At 35.8% G+C, this 15,353-nt stretch carries 21 protein-coding genes; 1 reads left to right on the plus strand and 20 read right to left on the minus strand.

Translation table 11 applies throughout. The features are described from left to right. Positions 1-325: 325 nt before the first annotated feature. The 13 genes from COA65_08575 to COA65_08635 all read right to left on the minus strand — a co-directional run bounded on the left by COA65_08575 (position 326) and on the right by COA65_08635 (position 6,946). Positions 326-565 (minus strand): hypothetical protein, encoded by a 240-nt coding sequence (locus tag COA65_08575; GenBank protein PCJ57904.1) that lies wholly within the window; start codon positions 563-565, stop codon positions 326-328. Further along, positions 552-1,283, minus strand: a complete 732-nt coding sequence (locus tag COA65_08580) for a hypothetical protein (protein PCJ57905.1) — start codon at positions 1,281-1,283, stop codon at positions 552-554. Before COA65_08580 ends, COA65_08575 begins: the two co-directional genes overlap by 14 nt. 170 nt (positions 1,284-1,453) lie before the next feature. Beyond that, entirely contained in the window at positions 1,454-2,161 is a 708-nt protein-coding gene (locus tag COA65_08585) for a hypothetical protein (GenBank protein ID PCJ57906.1), read from the minus strand. Between the two features lie 38 nt (positions 2,162-2,199). After that, positions 2,200-2,385 carry a transcriptional regulator gene (locus COA65_08590; protein ID PCJ57907.1) on the minus strand — a complete coding sequence of 62 codons (186 nt, stop codon included), beginning with the start codon at positions 2,383-2,385 and terminating at the stop codon, positions 2,200-2,202. Positions 2,386-2,877: 492 nt separating this feature from the next. Further along, positions 2,878-3,150 carry a hypothetical protein gene (locus COA65_08595; GenBank protein PCJ57908.1) on the minus strand — a complete coding sequence of 91 codons (273 nt, stop codon included), beginning with the start codon at positions 3,148-3,150 and terminating at the stop codon, positions 2,878-2,880. Between the two features lie 265 nt (positions 3,151-3,415). Next, entirely contained in the window at positions 3,416-4,021 is a 606-nt protein-coding gene (locus tag COA65_08600; GenBank protein ID PCJ57909.1) for an exonuclease, read from the minus strand. After that, positions 4,018-4,422 carry a hypothetical protein gene (locus COA65_08605; GenBank protein PCJ57910.1) on the minus strand — a complete coding sequence of 135 codons (405 nt, stop codon included), beginning with the start codon at positions 4,420-4,422 and terminating at the stop codon, positions 4,018-4,020. Before COA65_08605 ends, COA65_08600 begins: the two co-directional genes overlap by 4 nt. Positions 4,423-4,433: 11 nt before the next feature. Beyond that, complete coding sequence (locus COA65_08610; protein PCJ57911.1) at positions 4,434-4,625, minus strand: hypothetical protein; 192 nt, start codon at positions 4,623-4,625, stop codon at positions 4,434-4,436. Positions 4,626-4,638: 13 nt separating this feature from the next. Continuing rightward, positions 4,639-4,887, minus strand: coding sequence for a hypothetical protein (locus COA65_08615; GenBank protein PCJ57912.1), 249 nt, complete (start codon positions 4,885-4,887; stop codon positions 4,639-4,641). Continuing rightward, positions 4,884-5,219 carry a hypothetical protein gene (locus tag COA65_08620; protein PCJ57913.1) on the minus strand — a complete coding sequence of 112 codons (336 nt, stop codon included), beginning with the start codon at positions 5,217-5,219 and terminating at the stop codon, positions 4,884-4,886. The genes COA65_08615 and COA65_08620 overlap by 4 nt, the downstream gene beginning before the upstream one ends. 191 nt (positions 5,220-5,410) lie before the next feature. Further along, positions 5,411-5,749 carry a hypothetical protein gene (locus COA65_08625; protein ID PCJ57914.1) on the minus strand — a complete coding sequence of 113 codons (339 nt, stop codon included), beginning with the start codon at positions 5,747-5,749 and terminating at the stop codon, positions 5,411-5,413. 617 nt (positions 5,750-6,366) lie between these two features. Continuing rightward, complete coding sequence (locus tag COA65_08630; protein PCJ57915.1) at positions 6,367-6,648, minus strand: hypothetical protein; 282 nt, start codon at positions 6,646-6,648, stop codon at positions 6,367-6,369. A gap of 94 nt (positions 6,649-6,742) precedes the next feature. Further along, positions 6,743-6,946 (minus strand): hypothetical protein, encoded by a 204-nt coding sequence (locus COA65_08635; protein ID PCJ57916.1) that lies wholly within the window; start codon positions 6,944-6,946, stop codon positions 6,743-6,745. A gap of 345 nt (positions 6,947-7,291) precedes the next feature. Here COA65_08635 and COA65_08640 point away from each other — a divergent pair, with 345 nt between their 5' ends. Continuing rightward, complete coding sequence (locus COA65_08640; GenBank protein ID PCJ57917.1) at positions 7,292-8,542, plus strand: hypothetical protein; 1,251 nt, start codon at positions 7,292-7,294, stop codon at positions 8,540-8,542. A 1-nt stretch (position 8,543) separates the two neighbouring features. On the opposite strand, the gene COA65_08645 is transcribed toward COA65_08640, so the two are convergent. The 7 genes from COA65_08645 to COA65_08675 all read right to left on the minus strand — a co-directional run bounded on the left by COA65_08645 (position 8,544) and on the right by COA65_08675 (position 15,316). Next, positions 8,544-9,083 (minus strand): hypothetical protein, encoded by a 540-nt coding sequence (locus tag COA65_08645; GenBank protein ID PCJ57918.1) that lies wholly within the window; start codon positions 9,081-9,083, stop codon positions 8,544-8,546. Between the two features lie 392 nt (positions 9,084-9,475). After that, positions 9,476-9,736 carry a hypothetical protein gene (locus COA65_08650; GenBank protein PCJ57919.1) on the minus strand — a complete coding sequence of 87 codons (261 nt, stop codon included), beginning with the start codon at positions 9,734-9,736 and terminating at the stop codon, positions 9,476-9,478. A 14-nt stretch (positions 9,737-9,750) separates the two neighbouring features. Beyond that, on the minus strand, positions 9,751-10,104 hold the full coding sequence (locus COA65_08655) for a peptidase M15 (GenBank protein ID PCJ57920.1): 354 nt from the start codon (positions 10,102-10,104) through the stop codon (positions 9,751-9,753). Then, positions 10,101-10,346 (minus strand): hypothetical protein, encoded by a 246-nt coding sequence (locus COA65_08660; GenBank protein ID PCJ57921.1) that lies wholly within the window; start codon positions 10,344-10,346, stop codon positions 10,101-10,103. Before COA65_08660 ends, COA65_08655 begins: the two co-directional genes overlap by 4 nt. Before the next feature lie 2,770 nt (positions 10,347-13,116). Continuing rightward, positions 13,117-13,698 carry a hypothetical protein gene (locus tag COA65_08665; protein ID PCJ57922.1) on the minus strand — a complete coding sequence of 194 codons (582 nt, stop codon included), beginning with the start codon at positions 13,696-13,698 and terminating at the stop codon, positions 13,117-13,119. 110 nt (positions 13,699-13,808) lie between these two features. Then, a complete protein-coding gene (locus tag COA65_08670; protein ID PCJ57923.1) occupies positions 13,809-14,246 on the minus strand; it encodes a hypothetical protein in 438 nt (145 codons plus the stop codon). Further along, positions 14,243-15,316 (minus strand): hypothetical protein, encoded by a 1,074-nt coding sequence (locus COA65_08675; protein PCJ57924.1) that lies wholly within the window; start codon positions 15,314-15,316, stop codon positions 14,243-14,245. Before COA65_08675 ends, COA65_08670 begins: the two co-directional genes overlap by 4 nt. Positions 15,317-15,353: the final 37 nt, after the last annotated feature.

Here is a 15,353-nt window from a genome sequence, read left to right on the forward strand (position 1 = left end):
TTCAGGGAATAACCAATATGGTCTTTGGTCTTTCATTTCATTTAAAGTTTAGACATTATTGTTACCGATTGAGTTGGTTGTTTAAAATTTACTGCATGTTTTTGGGATTGGGTGTTTAGCCCAATAAGTTCTTCCATTGCATTAAATGATGAATTTAAGTATGTTCTAACCCATTTTTCAGCATCAATACTGCCGGGGAGTTGTTCTATTATTTCATCTTCCTTTCGTAAAGCATGATACTTTCTTAAACAACGATTGCTACAATATTTTGCGTGTGGTTGCCTCCCTATAACTTTTTTAGTGCAGTATAAATATTGGCATTTTTTCATATCGTTCTTCTTTTGATGTCCTCTTGTAATAGTTTAGAATAATCATCCCAAAGTTCATGTAAAAAATTCTTTGATGCATTTATAGCCCTAATGTGTTTTTCTATTGTCTGCTTTCGCACATCTTTGGTTTCATTCATTACGAATTTACCGTTAAATACCTCTAATCTTAATTCCAGGTCGCCCTGTACACCCTCCAAATAACTTGTTACAATTACCTTGTCTTTATAGTGTTTCACAATATACCTCCTGTCCTAATTTTTTCTCATAGAATCGGCTTGACTCTGAGTTGTACCACATATTCACGCTTCCTCTTTTGCCCACCTCTTCGGGCTTGATCTTTAAGAACCCTATCTCTGATTGATTATGGTGAGGGAATAATCGACCTGTAGGGTTGCCGTGTTCGTCTATTTCTGTTAGTGGTCGATGTACTATTATTACATTCATAGCTTTGTTAGCGAACGCCTCACCACCTGAAAATTCATACATACTCGGTGCTTTAGGATGTGTGCCTCTTTGACCGCTACGATCACTACGGGCATGTGCAGCGATGTTTATATGTACATTATAATCCATTGCAATCCTTCGTATCTCTGTTAGTCTGTCCTCTAAGTATTTATCTTCTCTGCCCCCGTGTTTCTCAAAGCTATGCCTTAGCTCATTGAAAGGGTCGAGCGTTACGGTGTCAATTTGTTCATTTCTTAATATGGTTTTAACTTCTTTTATAAAGGTGTCTAAATAAAGTTCTTCGTCTTTAAGTTCTAAGATCAGGTATTTATCTTCAAGTTCTGCTGTCCATTTGTAGAATTCATCTTTAGTCATAGACTTTTTTTCCATTTCCTTACCCGAATGAATTTTAATCAGTTTATTTAGTACTCTCGGTGCATTACCCGTCTCAGGAGAGAAGATAATATGCTTCCACCCATATAAGTCAGTTAAGTTTCTAAGGACGTTCATTAAAAGATAAGACTTACCATGTGAACTAAGCCCTCCCCAGTATGTAGTAGTGCCCTTTAAGACGGTGTAATATTCATCCCAACCAGCCCAACCGACACTTACCCCTCTCGGTAATCCATTGTCGTAGATATACTCTAATTGATCCTTAACGGTATGTGTTGTCTGCCAGTTCATATTATTGTTATTTCTGATTTTACCTTTTCCTGTTTTTCATTTAAGTAACTATCAAAATGTTCTACACTAAATAGTGTTTCTGGTCTTAAATATTTAGCATATTGTGTATTTAGCCAATCCCTGCATTTATTGTCAATTACTTTTTTAAAGTCTTTAACGGTAAATTTTTCTTCTAACCTGTCCATTACTAATTGTTGAATATTTCTTGCATGGTAAGAATAATTACTACTTACCTTTTTATTTAAGTAATTTACAATTTCAATTACATATTCACTTTCATATTCAGAGTTTGCTTGTGGTTTTGCTAAAGCAAATATTTTACCTGTTTGATCACCGCCTTTTTTACCTGATTTTGAGCGTAAAATACTAATCCTATTGTCATTTATCATGCGTTTTTGGCATAATTGATCACCATCAAAAGAACACACGTTTTCATCTATTAACTCATCTATTGCATTGCTAATTTCATCAACAGTATAAGGCAAATGTTTAACAAGTTGATAAGCAAAATTTTTACTTTGCTTATCTGTTTGCTTGTACTTTTGCCTTAGCAAAATAGTACCATAATTTTCTGATTTATGCATTAAACACATAATTCCTTTTATATAAATACCATGAGTTGAGGCACTACATTCATTCAGCTTTTCATCTGTCATAATATCTTGCACATATAATGGTATATATGGTTGATCTCTAAGTGCCATATTAACTATTGTTTACTTTTTATAATAAAAAAAGGCAATTATCTTAATTCAACCAATGGCATATTTAAAATTTCGGCAATCCTTATATGGTGCTTTTCGGGTATTTCTATACCATTATTAAACCATTGAGTAACTAATGACCGAGTTATGCCTAATTTATCAGCAAGCCAAACGTACTTTACGCCCCTTGCATCTAAAATTGATTTGACTTTCTTTTCATTCATGGCACAAATATAAACATTAGTTTAATATAACCTAATTCATTTTACTAACAATCTGATATACTTATTAACATTAAAATAATTATTAGTTTTTAATAAACAAGAAAAAAATCATTTAATTTTAAAAGCACCACTACACCGAATTGTGCTACGCAACTAATCGGACGGGTTCGGAGCTTTCTCGTAGCGAGAACCTTATCTCCATTTGGCTCACGTATCTCCCGGTGGTGCTTATAAGCGTTTAGTTCTTTCTTTTAACATGGCTTGAGCTAATTGATATGATTTTCTTGATACCATTTGGGCACTATGTTCTTCTTTAGAATTATCAAAATCATAATTTTTATGTGATGCTATTACTTGCATCGCTTTAGCTGCGAAATAATCTAATAAGGTCATGCCTTCTTGTGCTGAATTGCTTCGCCTTTGAGTGCCAGTAACTTCATTGTCATACATTGGTCTGGGAAATGCTTCTGGGTTTTCCATAATTAATTAAGTTTAGTTATTAAAGTCCATTTTGGTTTGTATGTAACTTTTTTGTAATTGATACTCAGCTACTACTTTTCCTGTAGATGTAGTTATAAGGGTTGTTTTTACGTTTATTCCCATATCCCTTATATCCCATATTCTCGCCCCCAACCGGAAACATCCAAACATATCAAGGGCTTGTAAAGGGTTTAATGTATTACCTTCTTTAAGATACCAAAGTATCTGAGTAGTCTGTGATGGGTTTTCTTTGTAACGATTTGTTGATGTGTCGGATGTTTTCATGGTTTAGGTTTAAAGCTCCAGTTATCATATTTAGAAATATATTTTATTGACCTTTGATCTGGCATTTTAATTTCTATTTGTTCTATTTGCTGTCCTGTTAATCCCTTTTCTTTTAAAAAATCAATGAATAATAAAATCCATGATTGTTGTAGTTCGCCTATTTGCTCTCCATTAGCATCAAAAGCTACGGTAGTTCCATTTCTAATAAGATATATTGTTACTGGAGTTTTCATAACAGTTATTTTTGGGTTATTTGAATTTAATATTATTGATAATCATATTGGTTATAAGTTTTGATTTTATCTTTTACCAGTTTAATAGTCTTGTCGATCTCTGAGATGAGTTGTACGTGCATATCTAAGTCGGGTTGAATCCTGAGTATAAAAGACTTCATAAATGGATAATAGCTCATAAAATCGCAGTATTTTGCCCCTGTGACCATTAATCCACCCTGAACCTGCCATTTATACTCATTGGGCAGTTCGTTTCTGCTAATATAATTCAAATGAGTTTTACGGAGAGGGCATTTAATTTCAAGCAATCCATTCTTCATTAATCCGTCAGGTGAATATGCAACCCAATCTTCGTAATCATCCAGTAAACAAATCCCGGTTTCTTTTACGTTTCCGACTTCATGTTCATAGGCTTTTCGGGCTTCGGGTTCAAGTTCTTTGCCCTTCTCCATAATAGCGTTCGAGTAGGCATCTTCGATTTCACCTGTGATTATTTCGCCTGCAAGGTCGGTTATTAAGTCTTTATAGGTAGTTGTACTATCACCTGCCATTACTTTTGCGAAACGTGTACCTGTGATCTTGCCTGCTCGTATCGCAAACCAACTCTCGCTACCTTGTTGGATGTCTATTGTCGTCATTTAGATAATTCGTTATCAAGATTAAACATAAATTTAATTATCTTTTCACTTGCAGTTTGCCAATCTTCTATCTTTAGTTTATCGGCAACTATCAAATCCTTACAATATGAAGTTCCCATTGATACATATTTACTCTGCTCCCTTTGTAACGCTTTACCGTAGCTGGATTTAAAAGATTGCTGATAGATGGGTTTCACAACTAAGTAATCGTTACCTTTCTTTGATGTTCGGGTTTCTTCGGTAAATTCGCATTCCTGTCCTTCGATGAACTTCTTTTGATCTTTTGACTTTGAGGTATAGTAAGCTGTTTTGTCAAGATACTTTATTTCAAAGCTGTACGTCTTACCGAATTTTCCGTCCCGTTCATCTTTATAGGTTACTTTTTTTATTACTTCTTTCATTGGTTTAGGTTTTAATTAACATCAAAATATTTCATCATTACTCTTAATAGATTATCGTAATCACCTGACTGTGCTTCTTTTTGAATTGCATCCCAATCCATATTATTTTCTTTTGCTACTTTTGAAGCCCTCGCTAAGATAAAAAAAGCATTGCCATCTTCTCCAATGATGTTTAATTCAGGTTTTGTTTCTGTGTTTTCCATGATTTTGATTAGTTTATTTATTTTTAATTGTCTCTTCGGCTTTGTTAAATGCGTTATCAAATTCTTCTTTGGTGCATTCTTTTACTGATTTCTCTTTTATATTTTTAATTAAATGATGCTTGATTGTACCGTGATTTTGTAATTCAATTCCAGCGTTTTCTTTTACATCAAGAAACGCTTTCATATATGTTACAATAATCACAGTGTATTCATCTATCATTTTCCAATGATGGCAGTTGTCTTTGTAGTATTTTGTTTTCATWTGATAGGGTTTTCGTAAATATTACCTACGATTTCAATATCTTTTTGCATTGAATCTACTAAAGATAAAGTTGAATGATAATTTGTTGTTGAATATTGTGCCAATTCATTATCCCAAAATACTTCTGTTGGCATATAATCATTTTGAAATGAATTAATTAAATCGCCCTCATAAATCTCTTTGCCGTTTTTATCGAGTAGTCCGGTGAATTGATTTATGATAGTACCTTCAATCCTACAGTCCATTTTACAGTTCCATTCCGCCCCATCCCAGATGGTAGGGTTATAATCAAACTCGTTTCCATCCCAAGCTCTAAATTTTAGTGTTTTCATAGTTTCATGTTTCGTTTAAAAAAAGATTGATACAGTTTTCAATACAAAAATAGTCCTCATTGAATTTCTCTGCACAAACTATAGGGATAACTTCTCCGCAATGGTGGCATATTACATCTCCACATCTACAGCTATATGCTGTGCGCCCGCAATCGTCACACTCCCTCGAATCTTCTCCCTCTTGCCAGTTATCAGTCATTTTCTATGGATTTGATTGCTTTTTCAACAGCTTTTCTTATTCTTGTTGTTCCTTTATGAGTATATGGGTATTTAATATAATCCATAACCATTTGACACGCTTCCAACAATTCATCCCTCTCCTTCTTAACCTCTTTAAGTTTTTTCCCAAACATAAATCGTTCCTTAACAGCTTCTTTTAAAAGTTTGAGAGTTGATTCATATTGCTCCTTAACCTTTGGGTATAGTTTGCCGAGTTCGATAAGGGTGGAAGGATGTTTATCCAGTCCTTCATACGTAGGCGAAGTATCTGTTGGTAAACTTAATCCTTGACTATCTTTTTTTTTCCCCATGATTTCTTTATGTATTAATTTACTATTAAAATTATTTGAAAAAATTACCGAGTTATTTTCCATGATTTCTAAGGGTTAGTTTTTTTATTTATTAAGTGTATATTTTTATCTGCATAAATCTCAGCTTCTTCATAGGTTTTGAAATCCTTTATGACTTCATCCCATCTGTTTAGAAATATATATCCATTATCTGTTTTGAAACAATAAATCCAACTACTTGTAATTTGTTTTTTCATTTTATTATTTCTTTAGCTGATTTTAAAACGCTTGTTTCAGTTATTTCAACACTGTTCATTCCTAAGAATTTAGCCATTTGCTTTGCTTTATATTTTGTTGGGTAAGTAGCTGCTTTATCTAATGTACCATATTCTATCCCAATGCGTGTAATGCGGTTAAAATAGCTTTTGAGACGATCTGAATATATTACCCATTCTTTCATAGCTTTTAATTTAAACAAATTTCTATTACTACACCGCAGACTTTTTCATCCTCGTAAATGGGTATAGTAAAAGTGGGATCAACTATTATATATGGTTTTTTTAGTTTCATTTTGTTAGTGTTAATTTGTGGCTGCAAAGAATATTCGCTACGTCTTTACAGCCGACCCCGCTTGGGACTTAGCAGAACCCTTGCGGGGTTGCTTCTTTGATTGCTTCCTTTGCATATTTTTTAATATGGTCTGGCGTTGATTCCATTTCGACCATATCAATAAGCGTTTTCAACATTTCCGGTGCTGCTGCCATTAGCTTGGCGTTGGCTTTTACTTCTTCGTCTTCGGCATAGCCATATAGAGAAGTTATATTATTTTGTTTTGCAGGGTCGTCTGCATTGGTGGCAATAATTATTTTTCCGCTTCTGTCTACGATTCCCCATTTTCCTTCTGTGTGTTTTGTTTTCATGGTGCTAAGTTTTGGTTTCTCGGTTTGCCGAGCCAGTGTTCCTGTTCCTTATACGTATTTGGTAACAAAGGGTTACATTTGATTTCAAAAAAAATTACACCCAACCCCCTTTTATCTTCTTATATCCCCTGTTAATAAGCTCAAATGTCATTAGACGGTCTGATAATTTGCCCTTAGGCAATCTATGCCTCCATTCCTTACGTAAATCCACACCCATATCGTCAAAATCATTAAGCATATTCTCGAAAGCCCTCTCTATTGTCATGGGTTTTATAAGTACTTTTTTCATTTCAATCATTTTAACGCAACAAAGTAACGAAAGGTTACAATAGCATCCAAATTTATTTGCAATAAAAATGATTTATTTTTCAACAATGTGAGGGAAACACTGATATTAAAGGAAAGTTAAAATGAAAAAACCCCCTATAATTTCTTATAGAGGGTTAGAAGCGCACAAACCCGTCCCCATACAGACAAGAGCCCTGCCAACATTTGGCGGGGTTTCTTGTTTGCAAAGATACAAATAATTCTAAAATACGCAAGTCTAAAATTTGGCATACTATTTGAAGGTATAAAGACGAAGCCGCAAAGTGCGCTAACACCTTACGGCCTCTAAGTACAAGTTACCTTAATAACTCGTACCATGAAAACAAAGATAACATATTCTTCTCAAAAAATCAATCCTTTTAGTGGTATTTTTTTCGCCATCAAGTCAATAAAGAAAAAAAAGATTGCCAAATTAATCCTCAGACACTTAGGCAAGAGAGTGAAACAAACCAAGTATTCTTATTCAGATATTATACTGAACTGGATATTTTGCAACCTATGTGGCGCACAACGCATAGAAGACTCAGTAAAAATGAAATACTACCTCGACAACATTCCTGAGATAAGGATGCCCTCTCCCGATATGATACTTAGAATATTCCGAAAACTATCCACTAAGACAGAAACATTTAACACCCAAAGGGCGACACACCAGTTTAACATCAACCTCACAATGAATAAGTTAATGTTATCTATATCTGATAAGTTAAACCTAATAAGAGGTGATACTTTAGACTATGATAACGTAATACTTGAGTGTGAGAAATACGATAGTAACCGGACATATAAAGATGGTGAAAAGTATAAAGTGAAAGGCTACCAACCGGGAGTTGGATTTATAGGAAAAGTTCCCGTATATATAGAAGGGCGAAACGGCAACAGCAGTGCAATGCACAAGATGGATGAAACAATCGGAAGGGCGTTTGAGATTTTAAAAGAAAAAAACATCAGGATAAAAAGATTCAGAAGCGATGCAGCAGCTTATCAAGAAAAGATAATAGTAATGATGGAGAAAAAAGGAATAGAATATTTTATAAGATGCAGAAACTCTAAGGCTCTTATAAGCGAAGCTGAGATACCATGTTTAAAATGGGACGAGATATTTATACGAGAACAAAAACTTGAATCTACTTCTTTAGAATACTATCCTTTCAACAGAAAAGAAAACCCTTGCAGGGTTGTTGTGGTGAGGTCTTTAAATGAAGGAGGATACAACTACAGGGGTATAGCCACAAACAACCGGAGCTTAACCGACCAGCAGGTGATTAACTTCTACAACCAAAGGGGGGCTATAGAGAGAAACTTCGATATGCTTGGTAATGATTTTAACTGGAAACGATTACCGTTTAGCTTTTTAAACGAGAATACGGTGTTTATGATTATCGAAGCCATAGGGTCTATTATCTATCAATACCTGATAAGAAATTTCAGTAATAAGATAGACTTCGTAGGGCGTAGATTCCGATTAAAAAGATTTATTTTTCAGTTTATTATGGTATCCGGTGAGTGGGTAAACCACAACATAAAACTATTTACGAACAGGGATTATACTCCGCTTTTGGAATAAATTAATCTTGATAGCTTGTTAATGTTCCGTTTTCAAAATACAAATATAAATCATTATAAACCCATTGTTCATGTATCCCCCAAGAACCTACTGATTTATTAATGTCTTTTGGATAACCCAAGCTGTTTGATGCCATTGCTGATGTCATTCCTAACCAATATTCATGTTTTAATATTTTATTTCCATCAATTTTACCGAAGGTTTCAACTATACTAATATTCCATTGTTGCCTTTCCATTCTCTTTTGTTCATCTTCTTCGCTTTTAACACGTTCTAACTCCCTTTCATAAAAAGACAAAAACTCATCAGTAAATTTAAAGCAAGCATCAACTATATATCCTTTTCGCCCTTCATATTCTGCTGAGAAAAATACATCTTCGAGTTTAAATAAAATTACACTTTGACCTTTATATATCGTCTTTATAACAGGCGATGCAAAGTCTATAGATTCCTTAAAAACACAATCTCTGGATAACACTCCTTTTACTTGTGCTTGTGCGAGAGATGATATACATAATAATATGATAAGTAATTTTTTCATGGCTTTTAGATTATGCACTAAAAGCTCCAGTAGTGCGTTATATAAATAAAGCGTGGAGCTGAATCCACCTGAATAAGGTATCGCCAAACACCCGCAACCAAACAGAAACAGTCCACGCAGAACTTTCCGTTATCGGTTGCTATAATAAACATTGGCGATTTTAATTCAGAACAGATTAACGCTTTTACTTACCTCGGTAAGTTTGATTCAAAGAACGATAAAACAAATATAATGCTTTTATTGTTCTTTATTAAATGAAACGAAAAAAAATAATCCAAAAAGTTCTACAAATAGAGCGATTAATAGCCGGAGGGAAAATAAATATCTTCGATACGCCAATAATAATAAGGAAAATGATTAAAAGGGAATTGAAATAATAAGACTTGCGTATTTTAGAAACCAATAAAACTCAGTATAAATGTGATCTGCTCCTGAGTGAGTAATCCTTTAATAAGGGCGTAACCAATTCCTAAACCCAAAACGAGGCGATACCATTCCCATCCTTGTAAGTTGATTTTACCTTTCGGGCTTTTTGGGGTGTCCTTTTTAAATACAGTTACAATCGTACCTACTACGGGAACTGTCTGTAAGCTCTCCCTTACAAGCCCGCCTAATAGTTTTGCAAACTTGGTGTCTTTAAATGGTTTTTTCATAATAATTAATTTAATTAGTATTTCCAGATTACATTTTCTGCTTTTGTAGGATCATTGTCTATATGGATAAATGTCCCTGCTATTCCTATGCGGTTAAATCCTGCATTCATACAAGCCCTTGTTATTAGGTATCTCTGTCGTCCGTCCTTTACTCTTATATCTGCTGCATATCCTGATGTGTGAGCAGAAGAGTCTACACCTCCTACCTTTTTGTTGTGCTCCTTAGTCCTGTATCCCGAAGTGATAACAAATGAAATACCAGCGATCCCACGTGCCTTATCGAGCATTTCTAATGTGCTTTGTTGCATCTTCTTACCGCTACCTTTTTCATCGGGACTGTCAAACTCTGATATTTTAAAAAAATTCATGCGAATATATTTAATAATGTAACAAAAAGCCCTATAAGGGTGATTAAAACAGTACCTATGACCATAATTTTTGACACCTTATCCCTTAGTAAATAGAATTTTTCTTTTAAACCGGTGTGGTCTTTTACAAGTCCGTTATTACCAAATTCATCCCCCGCCAACACTACCTTAATAGAATGCACATCCTTTCGCATTTTCCCCTGACATTCAATTAATCTGTCTATTTTTTCTTCCATGCCCATTTGCAAAGATATTAAATTTCGTCTTTAAACCAATCATCTGTTAATTCAAAAACAGAGTCTCTTTCTGACTGTGTTAGTGCTGGTAAAATTCTGTCCTCTACAGTAAAGACTATGTCTCCTGTTGTTGGATGAATAACAGGATTACACCATCTTTCAGCTTTAAACCCAGACACTTTATTTTCCAAGTAGTCAAATACTTTTAAATTTAAAGCGTTGAACTTAGACTGGGTACATTTTATTCCTTTCATGGAGTTGCGTATCTTGTTTTTAAATAGTTTCGTATTTTGACCCTGTCTGAGGATGAAACATTCGCATTATATATAATGATTTCCGCCTCTTTTCCTGTTAAAAAAAATCCCGGTGTTATGTTTGCTCCAATCCTTAAAGAAGCCAACCCCTCAGCTCCTGAATCGCCAGTCGCATCAGAACTCCCATCAATTATAATCTCAGATGATACACCATTAAATGTTGATTCGTAAATATGAACACTTGTATCGCTTGCACTCCCTGATAAACTCGCACCTGCAAAAAGTGTAGTTGCACCTCCAGTTTGAAATACAACTTCTCTGTTTCCCGCAGCAACAGCATCTAAAAATGCCTCGTTTCCAGCCCCGCCAAAATTCCCAACAACAAACATCGTATTTGGTTGGGTTATCACCGAAGAAAAAACCCCGCTATCCAAATGATCATTCCCATCGAAATCAATTACTGATTGATTGTTATAATTAGAATCTGCGACTATAAGTAGTGGCTGGTTAGCTGCTGTGCCCTGAGAGACATTACTCACTCCTCTGAAAGTACCGTTTTCAAAATCCCATTGAGACACCCTGCCACCTCCGTCAAAAGTCACACCTTTGTCCGCCCTTAACCACACAGCAAGATTACTAACATTGGTAGGGAGGAAATCTGTAAACTTTCTCCCATGTACTCCTATCCCTATCATGTGAAATAAACCCTTACACTACCCGCACTTAACCGGATAGCAGTTATCCTCTGACGATCATACTGTAAAGAAATGTATTCTCCTTTTTGATGAGAAGTACCAAAATTAGGAGCGTTACCGCTTCCTGCTATCTGGGCGGATACTCCATACTCTAAAGTATTCACATCCTTTGTCTGCATATTGACGGTGGTAAATCCAGTACCATCTTCAAGTATCTCCACCTGACCCACTGGGGTTGTGGAAAAGTCGTGTAAAGCGAGGTCGTTGATTCTGTCCGAACCCTGACCGCCTTCTATTATCATTGAATTGCTCATAGTTCATAATAATTAGCGGATACATATACAGAATTACCTGCCGAACTGGATGTAATTCTAAATATGTATTCTGTGTTTGTGGCTAAAATAAATTCATTTACGTCTCTGGTTTCTCCTGATTCTTTTTGACCAGTACCTAAAGTCTGAAAGTGAAAAATCGTTCCATCGTTTGTGGTGATGACTGTTTTTGATGCGCCCCCTGCTACCGGTGGAACAGCGTTGTTTAGAACAGTAGTTGTCTGACTACTTGTTCTGTTTCTGTTAAAAATCCCTAAATCTGATCCTGTTCCTGCTGTTACCGTAGGAGCTTCCAAGACTTCTAATACTGCTGCTGATGATGAATAAGCTAACACAACCACGTGAATCGTTTTTGTTGTATCAGGAGTCTTGAAATAAATACTAATACTCGCCCCATTACCCAAAGCAGCGTCCCTTACATGAGTCATATACGCTATGCCCTCATGGATTTTTTTATACCCAAAAGCTATAGTTGAGGGAGTGTGTATACCCGCATCGTCTTGCGTGGATATAATCTTTGAGTTTTTGTTGCCGTCTTTTATGTTTATGTTATTCATTAGAGTATTATGTATTGTGAGTTACAAGATTGTGAGAAATCCAGCTCATTATCACAAAGAGAGGGATCGCCTAAAACCACACAATCAAAACTCGTTGAACCTATTGTAAAACTTACCTTATTATCCCTGACTGAACTGGGATAAATTTCTATCTCTATTGCACCGAAAAACTCTGTCCATGTCTGGGTGATAGTAAAATCCCCATCGGAGTCGGTTGTTATGGTAAGTTGTGTAATGATGTCATACTTGTCTATTAAGTTTAGAAAAAATGTCGTTAATGCATTTAAGCCCAACGATAAAGTAATAACATCATTACACCTACCATAAATCGCTTCATAACAACTATCGCAATTAGGCGTTATGTCGTTACAAAAGCCCATTAGTTAATACCTATACACCTGTCAAACACACCAGTTGGTTGGTCTGATGGACATGGTATATCTTCTTGTGTGAATTTCACTATAGCATTCCAGATCACCGCTTGTTTTTTGTCATCAACAATGGGTGCTTTGGGTATTATAGTGGCAATAGAATCTGATAAATGTACTTGTGTTTCTGTCCTATAGCCAAATTTCCACTCCTTGCTTCTTTTGATGTCATTCCAAAAGTTACAATTAGCTTTATAGTTTGGCTCAAAGATAGTCGAAGTAAATTCGTATCCATCTAACGTCTCTAAGGTATCACCAAAACCCGGCTGTAGATTTTCAGCCATTTCGATTGATCCCCTTGCAAATGGAAACACAAATATATCTTTTGCGTTAAGTCCTGTTGTCCATTCAGCGGTAGATGTTATGTCAGTAAAAGTAAAGGTATCTCTGACAAAGAAAAAACTACGAATATCACCTAACTCTTTAGTAGGACAATCAGTACAAATTGGGTCTGCTTGGGATGTTGTACATCCCGGATAATAAACTGACATAATTTTTTATTTTAAGTTACTATTCACAAATCTCAATACAGGATGTCCATGTCTTTGTGACTATTTGGTAATTAAAACTAAGTAAAATATCACTCGGCTTTACCATAACTTCGGTGTTAAACTCCGAAGTCCAGACTTCCTCCTTGTTGAGGTTGAACTCTCCTTGTATTATATTTATGCCTACTAATGAATTAGATATAAGAAATGTCTGCCCCAGTTCATTGGGCATCCCCAAACTAATTCCTGTTATAATCTCTTCTTTATTTAGTTTTAACCTGTTCCTGTCACCCATTACTACGAGTAGCATATTTGCTGTCTCTTCCCTTACGTCCCTATCTCCAAAATCCTGTTCTACCTCTGGTACAGTGCTACTTAAGTGCCTATGGTATATCTCAAACGGGTAACTATCATCTATCATTAATATAGTGGTATCTCCTGTGTTGTCCACTACTGCTGGAACTGTCTGTCTTTTCTCATCGTCTAACTTCGTGATAAGTTCCGCTATCCCCGATACTCTGCCCTTTTGAAACCTCTTACTGTCAAACTGCCCTGCCGTTAATCGGGTGTTAATCTCAGTAACTATCTGGTGTAACTTTGCCATATTTTATCTTTTCATTTCCCATCGTCCCTACCGTAAATCCATAAAACATATTTAAAAGTTCAGGATGTGTCTCAGATAAATCCTTTAGTATATAAAACCAATGTGTTAACCTAATCTCCAAGTTTCTTATCTATTTCCTTGCTTATAATTCTCTTAATGGCTTTTTTGTCACTCGCACTAATACCCCACAGATCACCGTATTGTATAGTTAAAGTCTTAAACAACCCACCTCCATAACTTGAAATAAACCCCGCCCCCCATCCATCTGATATTTGTTCTGCTTGGAACTCCTTACTTAACTTACCGGTAAAACTCAAATCCACCCTACTAACTTGTCTGCCTTCTTTTCTTCTTATTCTTCGGGTGGATTCTGCGTAAGTTCCTATGTTCCTATCCGCCAGATTCTTGCCTTGATTGTGTATTCTCTCTACATTAGAAGTAGCCAAACTCGCCGCTATCTCCCTGACTACAGGATCGGTTTGTTTTAACCCCTTTAGATTAGCACTTAATTTCCCTATCACACTTTCTATATTTGATGAATAGCTCATATTATTGGCTCCTCATATCTTACATGGTCATAACACTCTAAACAATAATCATTAAGGTTAAGATTAACCCCAGCCACAGCTAAAAACAACTCACCTTCATGTTCTATCTCGTCTATCTTGCCACCCCTGTACTTGACCTCATACATATTTCTTAACTCTTTGGCCTTGTTGCGGTCAAAAGCAGTAAACTCATTCAATCTTGAGGTGTAAAGTCGCTCATTCATTAACTCTATCCCTAATAAGTACCATAAGGAAGTAGTGAAAGGCTCTTTGTTGTTACACACGAAAGAGTCAAACGAACAAGTAACTGACCATATACCGCTAAGACCGAAAAGATCATCACCGAAAGTAATGTCACTCTCTGTTATGGTGGTGGCTATAGTCGCTGAACCAGCCCTTAACTCTGCGTTCTTGTTAGTTCCACATGAGAAGCACGCTACCGTACAGCCGTCCTGAGACCTGTTAATGGCGTTTCTAAGGTCAACCACATCAAAGTTCACCCCCGCTAAATTAGTAGCGTCATAGGCTACAAAAATCCTTCTCTCTGAAAAAGTCTGGTAAATATCAATAGTCGTAAACCCTGTCGAGGCAGGAGCAGCCACCGCCTGATTAAAAAGCTCTGTTCCTGTTACTATGTCAAAAATCCTTATAGTAGTGGAGTTTAACGAAGTAAAAAATAAGGAGAGTGTCTGTATGTGTATTGTCTCTAAGTTAGAGTAAGCGAAGTTGTTGTCTGTTCGGTCTAACTCCAAAGTAAATCCCCTGAATTGGGCTGCTGCTGCTGTGGTGGTGGTCGAATCTACCTCCCTTTCAAGATCAATACTCTGGGTGATGTTCTTTAGTTTGTACTTTTTCTTAAACTCAGCGTTTATGTCGGTTTTTAGCCTCCTGACGGCTCTTTCTTCTATATCGTCATATACCCCGTTAAAATCCACTTGTTGTTCGTCTGCGATCTTATCAATCATCTCCAGCTCTATACCGGGAAGCTGGTTAATAAATATACCACTATTAGGGGTTGTCGTGGTGCAACCCTGTACCAAAATGTGCGACTTTAAACAATTAAGCGACATATATCCAATTATTTATAAAAAACCCTTGCCCTGCCAT

This window comes from Rhodospirillaceae bacterium, assembly GCA_002746255.1.
GTDB lineage: Bacteria > Pseudomonadota > Alphaproteobacteria.